Origin of the sequence: Thermoleophilum album, from assembly GCF_028867705.1 — a bacterium.
Classification (GTDB): Bacteria; Actinomycetota; Thermoleophilia; order Solirubrobacterales; family Thermoleophilaceae; genus Thermoleophilum.
This window is the reverse complement of the sequence record NZ_CP066171.1, coordinates 611,642-625,637: the sequence shown is the minus strand read 5'-3', so window position 1 is coordinate 625,637 and position 13,996 is coordinate 611,642. Positions and strand designations below refer to the sequence as shown.

The following is a 13,996-nucleotide window of genomic DNA, read 5'->3' as shown; positions in this document are numbered from 1 at the left end:
GCGGTGCAGCGGACGGCGGCGCGGCAGGCCGGGCGATCGCGGCTCGCGACCGCTGCAGTCGGCGCGACGAGCCGTCCGTCAGCGCGGCTCGCCGAACAGCTCGCGCCAGAGGCTCGCAGCCGGCGCGGAGAACGCCCCAGCCGCGACCCCCGCCGCGGCTAGTCGCGCCGCGAGCGGCGCGTGCGGCCACGGTACGTGGGGGACCGGCGGCATCTCTTTGACCGACCGGTCGCTGCGGTCGGCGCGGACGAGCAGCGCGACACACCCAAGCGGGCGCCGCGAACTGGGTCCGTACCACCCTCCTGGGCGGGCTGCCAGCGCTGCCAAGGCAAGACGGAGAAGAGGTGCCGGAGCTGTCGCACCGACGACGAGCACGAGCGCGTCGAGCCCGGGCGGGATCTCGTCGAGCGCTCGACAGCCGAGATCGACGACTACCGCGCTGCCGCCGGCAAGGGTCACAGCCGTCCCGAGCGCAGCGAGGAACGCCGCTTCGGAATGTGGCGCGGGCGCGGACGCGGTTGCCTTCGAGTGCGAGTGCGCACCCCCCGCCGAGCGCGCCCCCACGGGCTGGCCACCGGAGAGTTGCCCGCCCGCGGGGGCGTGCAGCTCGTAGACGCACAGCGGGTCGACGATCGCCAAGCGCCCGAGCCGCCGCAGCGGGCAACCTGCCGCGGCGAGCAGCGCCTGCAAACCGCGTGCTCTTGAACCGCCGAGCGCCCCGCGAACGTCTGCGACGCGGAGGGATCCGTTGGGAGCCCGCCCACTCTCGCTGCCCGGGTTCTCCGTGGGTACTGTGGGCGCGCGTCCGGCGCCCGGCGGTGCCGCGGGCGAGCGCGACGCTAGCTCGACGACCACCACCCGGGGCTCCCGCGTTCGCCGACGGCGCCGGGTGCGGATGGCGAGCCCCAACGCTCGCGCCGCGGTCGTCGCGCCGTCCCCTTGCCGCAGCGCGATGACGCCGACCAGCGGCACCCGAGCCGCTCTGGCCGGGAAAGTTGCGGGAGACGGGGGCCGGGCTAGCGACATCGTCGGCACCGCCTCGAACGCTCGCGCCCCCGAGTGCGACCTCGCCGGGCGCTCGGCAGGGTCGGCGGAGCGGCGTCCGCTGCCGTGTACGCGCGCCGACGCCCGCAGCTGGCTTGCGTCGTCCAGCGACGAGCCCTCTGCGACGCGGGAGGTCACGCCGGTTGCAGCGAGGTTCGTGGCGGTGACGTTGGTAGCGGCCGGCGCTTCCGCACCGCTCGAGCGATCGTCCGCCGCCAGCGGCACCCGCTCGAACAGGAAATCGTCGACTGCACGGAGTAGGGACGAGAGGGCGCTCACCGGTCCTCCCCGTTCGGGCTTTCCGTCGTCGCTGCGCGCGAAGCGCGGGACTGCGCTGCTGCTCCCCTCACGGCCCCTCCAGGCTCGCGTGCGCCCTCACCGTGCGCAGTGCACGCGGCAACCCGGGTAGGCTCCGCGCCAGCCGCACGGTGACCGCCACCGAATCCCCGCGCACGAAGAGACGCGTGCGTCTCCGCTGCTCGGGCGTCAGCGCTCGCTCGAGCGCCGGTCGCGGATCGTCACCCTGCGCCAACGCGGCGGTAGCGCTGGCCGCGGCGGCGTGGGCCGCGACGTGCGCGCGCCACAGCCAGAACCCCTGCAGGGCGGCGAAGGCGAGAGCGATCAACACGAACGCGCCGACCAGCGCCTCGACCGTCGCCTGACCTGCGCGCCCGCGCGTACAGGCACGGGCGAACCGCTCGCTCCACGGCGCTCGCCGCGGGCTCCGCGACGAGTAGTCCCCGGCCTCCCCGCCACGGCAGTTGCGGCAGCGGCTGCAGCGGCTGCGGCGGCGACAGCGGTGGCTGCGCCAACAACACGAGCAGCACGAGTGACGGAGGCTCGGCGCGCAGCACCAACAGGGGCGTGTGCCGCACGCGCCGTCGCCACCGCTTGCGCGCTGTTCGTGGGTGGGTAGCCGAGACGTCTGCGCAGAGCTCACCGCAGCGCGCCGTACATCGCTGCCCGACCGCTTACAGCGACGCGGCCGATCCCGCCGAGCACGGGCACCGTCACGCGCAGCTCGACCCGCCCCTGCCGAACGCGTACGCGCAGCGTTCGCCGCAGCCGCCGCGGCAGCGCCGAGCGTGCGGCAACGACCGGATCGCTCCCGACCGTCGCGGCGCGCGCAGCGACACGGGCGGCGTTGGCGGCGGTCGCGCCGGCGTGACCGACGCGCGCTACCTGCCAGCCGGCAGCTGTCGCCACGGCTAGCAGCACCACAGCCACGAGCAGTTCGATCGCTGCTTGTCCGCGCTCCGCGGCCACGCGGCGATACTCGGCCCGCGCCGCGCACGGTTGGGTTACGAGCGTCGCACAGCTGTTACGACGCGCCGCGCCCGACCCCGCGTCCGAGCGTCCGCGCACAGGCACGCCGAGCAACCAACGAAGCCTTCAGGAGAGCGTGCGGTAGCGGGTCCACACCCACACGAGCCCGTAGCAGGCGAGCGCGAGCAGCATCAGCCACAGAAGCAGCCCACCGCCGCCCGCTGCCAGCAGCCGACCCGCCGCCGCGAGCGCCCACGCCGCCAACGCGAGCGAGCCGTACAGCACCAACCGCAACCGCGGCGACAACGACTCGATCTCGTCGCGGTACCGCGCCCAGAGGCGCACACCGCCGTAACCGACGGCAGCGAAGAAAGCGAACGCGACCGCGGTGCCGGCGACGTCGATCAGCCGCCCGCCCGACGGCACGACCGCCAGCGCGAGCGCGACCAGCGCCAGCACCAAGAAGCTCGCGTAACGCGGCATCGCGACGAGCCTAGCGAGCGCGCCAGGTTAGGAGATGACGCCTGCCGCGACCAGCGCGAGAACGACCGCCCCGAGCGCGACGCGGTACACGACGAACGCGCCGAGCGAGTGGGTCTGCAAGTAGCGCAAAAGAAACGCGATCGACGCGTAGCCGAAGACGAACGCCGACACCGTCGCTACCGCGATCGCCAACGCCCCGGCGCGCGTGGTGGCTGTCCCGTTCACGAGTTTGTGGAGCTCGAACAGGCCGCTCAGCACGATCGCCGGGATCGACAAGAGGAACGAAAACCGCGCCGCCGCTGCGCGCTCCAGACCGACCAGCAATCCGGCCGAGATCGTCGCGCCGGAGCGCGAAACGCCGGGCACGAGCGCGAGCGCCTGAGCGAAGCCGACGGCGAGCGCGTCGCGCAGACCGACCGACCCGAGCCCCCGCTCGCGCGCTCCCAAGCGCTCGGCCACCAACATCACCGCGCTGAACACGATCAGAGCACTGCCGATCAGGTAGAGGCTGCGCGCGCCCGTCTCGATCTGGTGCTGGAAGGCGAAGCCGAACAGCGAGATCGGCACCGTCGCCACCACTAGGTACCAGCCGAGCCGTGCCTCGAGCTGGCGCGGACGTGTCTCTCGCCGCGCGACGCTCACCAGCCAGGCGCGCGCCACAGCCCAAAGGTCGCGCCGGAAGTACCAGACGACGGCCACGGTCGTGCCAAGCTGGACGACCGCCGTGAAGGCAGCGCCGGGATCGTCCCAGCCCGCGAACGCAGGGACGATGCGTAGGTGCCCGGTGCTCGAGATCGGCAGAAACTCGGTGAGTCCCTGAACGACGCCGAGAACGATCGCTTCGAGCAGTGACATGTGAACCTCTTCGCGTGGTCGATCGAGGCGGGGGGACCGTGCGTCAAGCCGCGCGGCGGCGAACCCTAGTAGGTGGTGCCGTGGCGGACCGGCCGGCGGCGTCGCGCCGTCCCACGGGCCGGGCGGTTACAGTTCCCGGCACGATGCAGCGGGCCAGCGACAAAAAGCGGGCACTGGTCGGAGCGGCCGTGGCCGTCCTCCTCGTCGCTTGGGCGGCCCCCGCGGCCTTCGCCAGCGACAACGGCGAGGGACTCTTGGGCGAGACCACCGACAAGCTCGTCACGTTCTTCGCTCTCGGCGTCCTTGGTTTCTTCGTGCTCGTCGTCGTGCTGGCGTCGATCGCCCAGGCGCTCCTAGAGCAGCGCAAAGAGCGGCAGAAGGCGCTCCACCTGCGGCGGCGTATCGGTTGGTAGCCGAAGCGGGGCCGGCGATGTCCCGGCAGCGGCGCGCACGACCCGAAGCCGTGCTGCCGGCCCAGCGACCAGAGGATTCGCGCCGGCGGCGATGAGCTCGGTGCGCTACGAGCGTCGCGGCGCGTCCGCGGTGGTGACGATCGACCGCCGCGAGCGCCGCAACGCGATCGACGGCGCGACGGCAGCCGCCCTCGCCGACGCCCTCGAGCGCTTCGAAGCCGACGACAACGCCGCCGTTCTCGTGCTCACCGGGGCCGGCGACGAAGCTTTCTGCGCCGGCGCCGACCTCAAGGCGATCGACACGCTCGCCGGCCGCATCGACGATCCCGGCGGGCCGCTCGGTTTCACCCGCCGGCCGGCGCGAAAACCGACGATCGCAGCGATCTCGGGCTGGTGCGTGGCCGGTGGACTCGAGCTGGCGCTGTGGTGCGACCTGCGTATCGCCACGAGCACGGCTCGCTTCGGTTGCACTGAACGGCGTTTCGGCGTCCCGCTCGTCGACGGTGGCACCCAGCGTCTGCCGCGGATCGTCGGTCTCGGCCCAGCGCTCGACCTGATCCTCACAGGGCGCGTCATCGACGCCGCACGCGCCTTCGCGCTCGGGCTCGTGAGCGAGGTCGTGCCGCCCGGCGAGCACCTCGAGCGGGCGCTGGCGCTCGCCGAGCGGATCGCCTCCTACCCCCGCCGAACCCTCCTCGCCGACCGCCGCGCTGCACTCAGCGCCCTTGACTTGCCGCTGGCCGAGGGTCTCGAGCTCGAGCGCCGGCTCGGCCGCGAGACGCTCGCCGACGCAGCGGCGGGCGCCCAGCGCTTTGCGCGCGGAGAGGGACGCCACGGCCAGGGCGTGCCGGGCACGCCGTCGCTGTAGCGGGCCGCCCGCGCGCCGAGCGCGCACGGCGGTTAGCGGCCGGGATGGTCGCTAGCCACCAGCGTGTGGCTGCCCTCGCGCGGCGGGCGCCCTGTCACCACGTCGTCGTAGACCGCCGCCAAGCCGCGCGCCAGCGCCGGCCAGCCGTAGCGGCGGCGCGCCTCGGCGTAGGCGCGCTCGCCGCGGGCGCGCCGCCCTTCGCTGTCGCTAGCGGCCTCGACGAGCGCGCGAGCCAGTGCCTGCTCGTCATCGGGCGGCACGAGCCAACCGGTCTCGCCGTCGGCGACGATCTCGGCCGGACCGTAGGCGTTCACGACGATCGCCGGGAGCCCGCAGGCCATCGCCTCGACGATCACCGCGCCGAACTCCTCGCGCACCGAGGGCAGCACGAAGACGTCGGCGGCGTTGAGCGCCTGCGGCAGCTCGTCGTGGCCGTGCCAGCCGGCGAGGAACGCGTAGCGGTTGCTAGTCGCACGGATCGCCGCCAACGGATGTTCGCCCTCCCACTCGCCGGGGAAACCGCCGACGATCACGAGCGGTGCCGGCACGTCGAGCTCGCGCAGCGCGCGCGCATGCGCGCGGACGAGGAGCGGCACCCGTTTCATCGCCGTGAAGCGGCCGACGAAGACGAACGTGACAGCGTCGCCGGCAAAACACTCGAGGTCCTCGGGCCGGTAGGCGACGGTCCCGGGTCGCCCGCTCTCGTCCCAGCCGCGCGGCTCCTCCACCAGCCAGCGCTGCCACAGCGCCCGGCGCTCGGGGGGCGCCGCCGGACGCCGGTCGAAAGCCTGCGGATCGAAACCGTTCGGAGCCCAGACGACCCTGTCCGGATCGACCCCGAGCTCGGCGGGCACGCGAGCGACCGCCTCCGGCGAGAGCACGAGCAGCCGGTCGCACGACTGCGCCCAGCGGCGCATCCGCTCGGCCCAACGGTCGGCGTAGCGCCAGCCGGCTGGGGCGCCGGCGCGGATGCGATCGAGCATCGCGAGCTCGGTGCCGTGGATGTGGCCAACGCGCGGCACGTGCGGGAAGTGGCGCAACGCCGCCTCGTGGATCGGTGTGAGGTGGTGGAGGTGGAGAAGGTCCGCGCGGGCCGCACCGGCCGCGTCGAGCGCTTCCGCCCACAGCGCCACCAGGCGCTCGAACGTGGCGTCGTCGACGCTCGCGTAAACGCGGTCGGGCGCGCCCGGACGGTCCTCGAACGAGGGTTGAAAAGGCGGGTCGGCAGCGAGCGGGTCGGGCGCCTGCGCCGCAGCGGTGAAGTCGACCGCGTGCACGTCGAGGCCGGCGTAGAAGCTGGCTGCGTGCGAAGGTTCCCCGGCGCGGCCGAGCGAGCCGCAGACGATCGTCGTGTCCCAGCCGGCGGGCCCGAGACCGCGGGCGAGGTAGCGGGCGACCTGGGCCGAGCCACCGCGCGGGAAGAAGGCGAGCGCCATCACCACGCGCCGGCGAGCTGCTGTGGGCTCGCTCGTAGGCTCGGCGCCGGTCGCGCCGGTGACGTGGCCGTCGGCGTTCACGGGCGCGCCAGGCTAGCGTCCGCCCGCGCCAGCCCGACGCCGAGAGCGATCCCCTTGCCGTTCTGTTTCGCCGCCCGCACGCGCGCGTCGGCCGCGGCGATCAGCTCGTCGGCCGTGGCGCCGTCGCGGGGTGCGATCGCCGCTCCGGCGCTGGCGCCGAGCGGCTGGTCGGGCGCTTCCCTCAAACCGAGCTCGCCCGCGCTGCACGGCACCGCAGCGACCGCGCGTTGCGCCACCTGATCGACGACGCTGGCGTCGGCTTCGCCGACGACGATCGCGAACTCGTCGCCACCGAGACGCACCAACAGGTCCTGGTCGCGCACGACTCGCCGCAGACGCCGCGCGACCGCCACGATCACGCGGTCGCCGACGAGATAGCCGAACTTGGTGTTGAACTGTTTAAAGCCGTCGAGGTCGACGACCACGAGACCCGTGCCAGCCCCATCGGACCGGGCAAGTTCGGTCTCGAGACGAGCGAGCAAAGCGCGCCGGTTGGCGAGCCCGGTGAGCTGGTCGGTCAGCGCCCGGCGGCGCTCACGCTCACGCCACCGACGCGCCGCCTCGCGCGCACGCGCCGCCAATAGCGACCAGGTCCAGAACATCGGCACCAGCACGAACGCCTCGCCGAGCAGCGCGCGTCGGCCGGCGCCGGCGGCGCCCACCGCAGCGAGCGCGCGCAACGGGTCGATCGTCGGCCCGAGCGTGGCGAGCAGGTAGCCAAACGTCGCGAGGGGGAAGTAGCGCCGCGCCTGGTGCCAGGGAAAGAAGAAGGAGCAGTAGAGGAGGATGAAGAGCGGGTAGAAGCGGAAGGGCGAGCCGGCGCCGACGACGAGGCTCGCATAGGTGCTCGCCACGACTCCCGCGACCGCCGGCGTGTGCCAAACCCAATCGGCGACACGCTCGCCGCGCAAAAACACAAGGCACAGGCAGCCCCAGCCGAGCGCCCCGCCGCCGACCGCAAGCACCACGCGGTGCACCACCGGATCGGCATAGGCGAAAAGGCCGACCGCTACGATCGTCGCGCCGCCGACCGTCCAGAGCGCACCCGCGACGCGCATCGCCAACCGCTTCTCGTCGGCGAGTGCAGGGGGGCTGAGCAGGCCATGGTGGGCTGCTGCTGGAGCGTCTTCGCTTGCGCTCGACACCGGTGTCCCCGTCCTTTCGCGTCCCTACCCCTCGGTCGTCCCCTCTTCGCCGTCGAGCGCTCGCCGCGAGCGCCCCACGATCGTGGGATCGGTAGCTGCGCGTGGGGTCTTGAGAGCGGCAGGCGCGCGGGCCGGCGCGCGCGAGCACGCTCCACGCGTTGCTCGACGGCCCGCGCACCGGCGCCCATAGCAGCCAGCCCTCCCCCTTCGACGGATGTTCGACTAATGGCCCTCGCGCCTAACGCCGATCGACCTCAACAGTCAGGAACCCGCTCGCGCCGGTCGCCCGACGGAAGCGGCGACCGGGGTCGGACAACTTGCCAACAGCGCCACCCCGGACCGTCACGTCGGGAGGTGGCGCCCCCGAAACCGAATCCCGCCAGCAGGAGGAACCGCCACGATGGCTCGCTCGCGTTCAAGGAAGGTCCTCGCCACGGTCGCAACAGTCGGTGTGCTCGGGTCGCTCGCCGGCTACGCCGCCTTCTCGGCGTTCTCGAGCTCGACGACGAACCCCGGCAACAGCGTCTCCACCGGTACCGTCGTCATTTCCGATAACGACGCCGGCGCAGCGCTCTACAACCTCACCAACCAGGCGCCGAACAACACCGTGCAGCGCTGCATCCGCGTCAGCTACACGGGCTCGCTACCCGCCGGTGTCAAGATGTACCTGAGCGGCACCGTCGGTTCCCTTGCCCCCTACGTGAACCTGACGGTCGAGAAGGGCACGCAGGCAAGCCCGTCGTTCCCGAGCTGCACCGGCTTCACCCCACAAGCGACGGTGTACACGGGCAGCCTGCAGAACTTCGCGTCGAGCTACAGCGGTTGGGCTAACGGCCTTGCCGTCAACCCCGGCTCGCAGACGCAGTGGAACCCGAGCGACGAGCTCGTCTTCCGCGTGACGGTGTCGGTGCAGGACGACAACAACGCGCAGGGCCTGACCACCGGCTCGCACTCCTTCGTCTGGGAAGCGCGTAACAACTGAACCGCCGGTCCCCCGCCACAGCATCGCCCGGCCGACCGCAGCGTCGGCCGGGCGATGGCCGAGGGACGGCGCGGTGCCCGGCGCTAACCGCCGGGAACCACGGCGAGGAGCACGCAGATGGCCAGGGTCGCTCTCCCTCTCCGTAGCCGCACCACCCGCGCGCTGGCATTCGCCGCCGGTCTCGCGGCGACGCTTGCAGCCGCTAGCGCCGGACAGGTGCCCCGTGGCCAGCCGCCCGCTCCGTTCGCACAGGTCACCGCGACGGTTCCGGGAGAGCTCGAGCCGCCCGGGGCGCGAAACGTGGCGTCCGGGACCCTGCAGCCCGGTCGCACGCTTCCGGCGCACCTAGCCGTGCGCAACGCCTCCGGTCGGCCGCGCATGGTCGTGCTGCACCTGAGCGCATCTGACCGCACCCTGGCGCGCGCTGTCTCGTTCGCCGTGTACAGCGAGGGCCGCACGATCGCGCGTCGCCGGTCGCTCGGCGCGGCGCGACGCCCCCTCGTCGACAAGGCTCCCCTGGCGGCAGGTGCACGTCGCGTGTACGTGCTCGAGCTGCAAGCCAGGCCGCGGGCGCGTCGCTTCGCCGCGCGTGCGCTCGACGTGCGGCTCGACCTCGCGACCCGCCCTGTCCGCCGCAGCGGGCGGGCAGCCACGGCCCACGGTGGTCGGCGGGGCAGCCAGCAGCCGGGAGGCGCGCGATGAGAGCAGCACGGCGCCTCCTCGCCACCGCCACCGCCGCGCTCGGACTCGTCTTCTGGTCGGCGGCGGGTGCGCTCGTCGGCCTCGTGCTGGTGCTCGGCGGGCCGCTCGTCGTCGGGTGGCGCCCGATGACCGAGATGAGCGACAGCATGCGCCCGCTTTTGCGCAGAGGCGACGTCGTCGTCGTCGCGCCGATCGCGGCGCGTGCCGCCGGTCCCGGCGATGTCGTCGCCTTCGCCGACCCGCTCGGCAGCGGGCGCACGATCACCCACCGTGTGATCACGGTTCGCGAGCGCGACGGCCGCCTTCACTTCGTCACGCGCGGCGATGCCAATAGCGCCGCCGAGCGTTGGACGGTCGCGAGCGACGGCCGAATCGGGCGCGTCGTTTTCCGGCTGCCGCGCATCGGCCTGGTGCTGCAACCGCTCGCGGGCCGTGTCGGGAGGCTCCTGCTCGTTGCGCTGCCGCTAGCGCTGCTGTGCTTGCTCGAGCTGTGGCAGATCTGGCGCCCGGAGCGCGAACCCCCGCGCGAAGGAGCGGCGGCATGAGCTCGCGACGGGCCGCACGCGCCCTCGCGGTCTGCGCGGCAGCATGCGCAACGCTGGGCGCGCTCGCCGGCGCGCACGCGTTCGGGGCGTTCTCGGCACAGGCGACGAGCAGCGGCAACGTGATCGCAACGCTCCCCGACTTCAAGCCGCCCCAGGTGGTGCGCGCGGCGATCGCCAAGACGAGCGGCTTCGACCCCGACTGGGTGCGCCAGGGCGGCCAGTACTACGTCTACGCGCAGATCGCCGATTCCGGCAACCCGCCGAGCGGAATCGCCACCGTGACCGCCAACGTCTCCTCGCTCACGAGCGGCCAGACGGCGGTGACGCTCGTCGCAGGCAGCTACACGGTTGGCGGTCAGACCTACAACTACCGCTCGGCAGCGCTCACCGCCCAGAACCCGCTAGCCGCGGGCGTCTACAGCTTCTCGATCGCCACCACCGACAACGCTGGCAACGCCGGGACGTTCGGCCCCTACACCGCCAACGTCGACAACACCGCTCCCCAGGGCGTCGACGTGCAAACGCAGAACGGTGGCGCGACAGCCTGCCGGCCCGAGAGCGGCGACACCGTCACCTTCACCTACTCGGAGCCGATCGACCCGCAGTCGATCCTCGCCGGCTGGGATGGCAGTCCGACGACGGTGACCGTGCGGATCGTCGACGGCCTGTTGCTGGACGACCGCCTGACCGTTCGGAACGCCGCCAACACGACGCAGCTGCCGGTCGCCAACCCGCTGTCGCTGGGCCGCAGCGACTACGTCGGCGCCAGCCGCAACTTCACGGGCTCGACGATGCAGCGGACCGGCAACGCGATCGTCGTGACGCTCGGCACTCCGAACGGAGGCGTCAACACAGCGGGCGGGAACGGAAACATGACCTGGACAGTGCCCGCTGGCGCCTACGACCGCGCCGGTAACGCGATCGCCACCGGCAACGTGAACGAGAGCGGGGCTGCGGATTGCGAGTTCTGAGACGACAGCGATCGGGCGCGCTTAGCCGCCGGCGGCAGCGGGCGCCGAACGGAGCGCGATGGAAGCGAGGTGCTGCGCGGCACCTCGCGGTCGCGACCGCGGCGCTGGCGACCGCTGCGGCGGCGCTCGTCGCCCCGGCGCCACCGCGCTCCGCCGGCGTGCCGCTCGCCTTGACCGCCAGCGGCGGCTCGCTCGGGCTCGCGACCTCGGTGGGCAACGCCCCGGTGCTGCGCACCGCCAAGCTGGCGCCGGGCGGCAGCGCCGAAGGCACGGTGACGGTTCGCAACACCGGCACGGTGGCGGGTGCCCTTCGCGCCAGCGCGGCGAACATGCGCACCAGCGGCGGTGATCTCGCCGGAAGTGTCGCCATCGAGCTGTGGGACCGCACCGACCCGCAGCGCGCGGCGCTCGTCTACCGCGGCTCTCTGACAGGCATGCAAGCGGTGCCACTAGGCAATTTGGCGCCGCAGAGCGGTCGCGTTTTCCGACTGCGCGCCACGGTTCCCGCGACGCTCGACAACCGCTTCCAGGGGTCGCGAGTCGCGTTCGACCTGGTCTGGCGTGCCGACGCTGGTGCCGGCGCCTCCCCGCCCCCCGCATGCGCTCCGCCGCTGGCAGCGGGCGACCGCCGCCCGCCGATCGTGCGTTTGCGCCTGCAGAGCCGCAGCGCGTTGCGCCGCGGGCGGCCGCTCACGGTGTGGGTGCGCACCGACGAGCCTGCCTCGGGAACGGTCACCGCCGCGCTGACGGACGGCAAGCGGCGCTTGCGCTTGCTCGGCGCGCGCGGCAAGCGCTTGCGTTTGCGCGCCAACCGCACCGTGCGCTTGCGCATAGCGCTCGGTCGGCGTGCGCGCAGCTTCGTACGGTCACGCCTCGCGCGCCGGCGCGCTGTCGGCGCGGTGATCGCGGTGAGCGCGCGCGACGCCGCCGGCAACCGGCGCACCGTCCGCGGCGCGATCGCGCTCGGCCGCTTGCCGCGCGCGGCGCTCCGTGCCGCCCAGGCCGAGGACTTTGCAATCTGCACACCTGCGGCGAGCGACAGGCGCCCCCCTGCGCTCAGGGTCAAGCTCAGCGGGGCGACGAGCGTCGCTCGTGGGCGCGCGCCGCTGCTGTCGGTGCGCGCCGACGAGAACGCCCGCGCGACCTTGACAGCGACGTTCTCGTACGGCAAGCGCAGCGTGCGCATAACTCGCCCGAAGCCGCGCAGACTCCAATTGCAGGCGAACCGCACACGCCGCGTGCGGCTGTCGCTCGGCAAGCGCTGGGCGACGATCGCGCGCCGCGAGGCGCGACGCGGACGCACGCTGACGCTGCGCGTCTGGGTGACCGCGCGCGACCTGGCGGGCAACAGCCGTCGCGCCCGCGCCACCTTGCGCTGGCGGCCGAAGCGCCGCTGAGCGCGAAGCGATAGTCGCGCGCAGCTCGTTCGCACGTCGGCCGGTGCGAGCTAGAAGGCGGCGACGGCCCCGCCGTCGAGCGCGTAGACGGCGCCAGTGGCGTTCGTGACGCGCGGCGAGAGCAGCAGCGCGCAGAGAGCAGCGACCTCGTCGGCACTCGTCATACGCCCCGTCGGGGACCGCCGGCGGGTGGCTTCGAGCACAGCGTCGACGCTTGTGCCTTGCCGGCGGGCGATCTCCTCGGCGAGCCCACCGGGCCCCGCCCACAGCTCGCCCTCGACCGGGCCGGGCGCGACCACGTTGACGTTGACGCCGCGGGCGGCGTAGCGGTCGGCGAAGGTGCGCGCTAGCGCGTGCTGGGCCGCCTTGGTGACCGAGTAGCTCGGGTCGAGGGTCGCCGAGGGGCGCCTACCGGCCGACGAGCCGACCACGACGACGCGGCCGCCCCCCTCCTCCGCCATCGCGGGGCACACCGAGCGCAAGAGGCGGAGCGGCGCGATCACGTGCAGTCGCCACTGCTCTTCCCACACCTCGTCGGGGAGCTCGTCGAGCGGCCGCGCCCGCGTCGCACCGGCGGCGACCACCAGCCCCCAGGGAGCGCCGGCTCCCGTCTGGGCGACGGCCTGAGCGATCCGCGCCGGCGCGTCGGGGGCGGTGAGGTCGCAGGCGAGCGGCAGCACCGCGCGCTCGGCGTCAGCTGCGTGCCGCGCTACCTCGCCCGCTGCACGTTCGAGACGCGCGCGGTCGCGCCCGACGACGATCACCTGCGCGCCCTCGGCAGCCAGCGTCGCAGCGCACGCGTGACCGATCCCGCGGCTGCCGCCGGCGACGACGCAAACCTTTCCCTGCAAGCCGAGATCCACGGAGGTGAGATTCGCCGGTGAAGTCCCATACCGTCTACCGCACTTACCACACCCGCGAGCGCCGCGAGTTCGTGCGCATCACCGAGGACGTCCAGCAAGCGGTCGACGAGGCGGGGGTAAGCGAGGGGATCGCTGTCGTCTGCGCGATGCACATCACGGCCGCGGTCTGGATCAACGACGACGAGCCGGGGTTGCACGCCGATGTGATGGAGTGGCTCGACAAGATCGCGCCGCCGAGCTGGCGGGCGCCGAGCAACGAAGTCGCTCGCCAGCTGCTCCCCGACCCGGGCGACTACCGCCACCACGCCGGTGGCGAGGACAACGGCGACGCCCACCTCAAGAACCTCCTCGTCCACCACCAGGTGATCGTTCCGATCACCGACGGCCGCCTCGATCTCGGGCCCTGGCAGCAGATCTTCTACTGCGAGTTCGACGGCCAGCGCCCGAAGCGGATGGTGATCAAGGTCCTCGGCGAGTAGAGGGCGAGCGGCAGCACGCGGGGGTGGGCGACAAGCGTGCGACGGTGCGCAGCGATGCGCGCCGGTGCGCAGCGGTGCGCGCCGTTGCGCAGCGGTGCGCACCGGTGCGCGGCGTAGGCGGGTGGTGCGGGCGGGCGGCGGTAGCCGCAGCAACGGAACGGGTAAGCGCGAGCGTGTAGACGCAAGCGACCACTGCCGTCGAACGAGGAGGAAGCGATGGGACGCTGCGAGGTCTGCGGCAACGATTACGAGCGCACGATGGAGATCGTCGTCGCCAGCGAGCGCCACACCTTCGACTGCTTCGAGTGCGCGATCCACGCGCTGGCGCCACGCTGCGAACACTGCGGCTGCCGGGTGATCGGGCACGGCGTCGAGGCCGGCGAGATGATCTTCTGTTGCGCCGCCTGTGCGCAGCAGGAAGGGATACGCGGTTTGCGCGACCACGTCGAAGCGGGCGCGGTCTGAC

At 73.0% G+C, this 13,996-nt stretch carries 17 protein-coding genes; 9 read left to right on the top strand and 8 right to left on the bottom strand.

The genetic code is table 11. The features are described from left to right. Positions 1–78 precede the first annotated feature (78 nt). The 5 genes from JDY09_RS02885 to JDY09_RS02865 form a co-directional block, all read right to left on the bottom strand. Positions 79–1,323, bottom strand: coding sequence for a hypothetical protein (locus JDY09_RS02885; protein WP_274717510.1), 1,245 nt, complete (start codon positions 1,321–1,323; stop codon positions 79–81). 67 nt (positions 1,324–1,390) lie between these two features. Next, positions 1,391–1,672, bottom strand: a complete 282-nt coding sequence (locus JDY09_RS02880; protein ID WP_274717509.1) for a hypothetical protein — start codon at positions 1,670–1,672, stop codon at positions 1,391–1,393. A 308-nt stretch (positions 1,673–1,980) separates the two neighbouring features. Further along, positions 1,981–2,310: a hypothetical protein gene (locus JDY09_RS02875; RefSeq protein ID WP_274717508.1), complete on the bottom strand. Its 330-nt coding sequence runs from the start codon at positions 2,308–2,310 to the stop codon at positions 1,981–1,983. Between the two features lie 126 nt (positions 2,311–2,436). Then, the gene (locus JDY09_RS02870; protein WP_274717507.1) at positions 2,437–2,793 is read right to left on the bottom strand and encodes a hypothetical protein; all 357 of its coding nucleotides are present in this window, start codon (positions 2,791–2,793) and stop codon (positions 2,437–2,439) included. Between the two features lie 27 nt (positions 2,794–2,820). Then, positions 2,821–3,648: an undecaprenyl-diphosphate phosphatase gene (locus JDY09_RS02865; RefSeq protein WP_274717506.1), complete on the bottom strand. Its 828-nt coding sequence runs from the start codon at positions 3,646–3,648 to the stop codon at positions 2,821–2,823. 143 nt (positions 3,649–3,791) lie between these two features. Here JDY09_RS02865 and JDY09_RS02860 point away from each other — a divergent pair, with 143 nt between their 5' ends. Further along, entirely contained in the window at positions 3,792–4,061 is a 270-nt protein-coding gene (locus JDY09_RS02860; protein WP_274717504.1) for a hypothetical protein, read from the top strand. 91 nt (positions 4,062–4,152) lie between these two features. Next, the gene (locus tag JDY09_RS02855; RefSeq protein WP_274717502.1) at positions 4,153–4,929 is read left to right on the top strand and encodes a crotonase/enoyl-CoA hydratase family protein; all 777 of its coding nucleotides are present in this window, start codon (positions 4,153–4,155) and stop codon (positions 4,927–4,929) included. Between the two features lie 32 nt (positions 4,930–4,961). Here the strand turns inward: JDY09_RS02855 and JDY09_RS02850 are convergent, their stop codons facing one another. Together JDY09_RS02850 and JDY09_RS02845 are read right to left on the bottom strand one after the other, a co-directional pair. After that, a complete protein-coding gene (locus tag JDY09_RS02850; protein ID WP_274717500.1) occupies positions 4,962–6,446 on the bottom strand; it encodes a glycosyltransferase family 4 protein in 1,485 nt (494 codons plus the stop codon). Further along, complete coding sequence (locus JDY09_RS02845; protein WP_274717498.1) at positions 6,443–7,591, bottom strand: GGDEF domain-containing protein; 1,149 nt, start codon at positions 7,589–7,591, stop codon at positions 6,443–6,445. The genes JDY09_RS02850 and JDY09_RS02845 overlap by 4 nt, the downstream gene beginning before the upstream one ends. 400 nt (positions 7,592–7,991) lie before the next feature. On the opposite strand from JDY09_RS02845, the gene JDY09_RS02840 reads away from it, so the two are divergent. The 5 genes from JDY09_RS02840 to JDY09_RS02820 all read left to right on the top strand — a co-directional run bounded on the left by JDY09_RS02840 (position 7,992) and on the right by JDY09_RS02820 (position 12,188). After that, positions 7,992–8,573, top strand: coding sequence for a hypothetical protein (locus JDY09_RS02840; RefSeq protein WP_274717496.1), 582 nt, complete (start codon positions 7,992–7,994; stop codon positions 8,571–8,573). Positions 8,574–8,690: 117 nt separating this feature from the next. Further along, positions 8,691–9,275 (top strand): hypothetical protein, encoded by a 585-nt coding sequence (locus tag JDY09_RS02835; RefSeq protein ID WP_274717495.1) that lies wholly within the window; start codon positions 8,691–8,693, stop codon positions 9,273–9,275. Then, positions 9,272–9,820 carry a signal peptidase I gene (locus tag JDY09_RS02830; RefSeq protein WP_274717494.1) on the top strand — a complete coding sequence of 183 codons (549 nt, stop codon included), beginning with the start codon at positions 9,272–9,274 and terminating at the stop codon, positions 9,818–9,820. Before JDY09_RS02835 ends, JDY09_RS02830 begins: the two co-directional genes overlap by 4 nt. Continuing rightward, complete coding sequence (locus JDY09_RS02825) at positions 9,817–10,791, top strand: hypothetical protein (RefSeq protein ID WP_274717493.1); 975 nt, start codon at positions 9,817–9,819, stop codon at positions 10,789–10,791. Before JDY09_RS02830 ends, JDY09_RS02825 begins: the two co-directional genes overlap by 4 nt. Positions 10,792–10,949: 158 nt before the next feature. Next, positions 10,950–12,188, top strand: a complete 1,239-nt coding sequence (locus tag JDY09_RS02820) for a hypothetical protein (protein WP_274717492.1) — start codon at positions 10,950–10,952, stop codon at positions 12,186–12,188. A 50-nt stretch (positions 12,189–12,238) separates the two neighbouring features. Here JDY09_RS02820 and JDY09_RS02815 read toward each other — a convergent pair whose 3' ends face one another. Beyond that, positions 12,239–13,051 carry an SDR family NAD(P)-dependent oxidoreductase gene (locus JDY09_RS02815; protein WP_274717491.1) on the bottom strand — a complete coding sequence of 271 codons (813 nt, stop codon included), beginning with the start codon at positions 13,049–13,051 and terminating at the stop codon, positions 12,239–12,241. A gap of 17 nt (positions 13,052–13,068) precedes the next feature. Here JDY09_RS02815 and JDY09_RS02810 point away from each other — a divergent pair, with 17 nt between their 5' ends. Continuing rightward, entirely contained in the window at positions 13,069–13,530 is a 462-nt protein-coding gene (locus JDY09_RS02810; RefSeq protein WP_274717490.1) for a YjbQ family protein, read from the top strand. Between the two features lie 216 nt (positions 13,531–13,746). Further along, entirely contained in the window at positions 13,747–13,995 is a 249-nt protein-coding gene (locus JDY09_RS02805; RefSeq protein ID WP_274717489.1) for a hypothetical protein, read from the top strand. The last annotated feature ends 1 nt before the right edge of the window (position 13,996 follow it).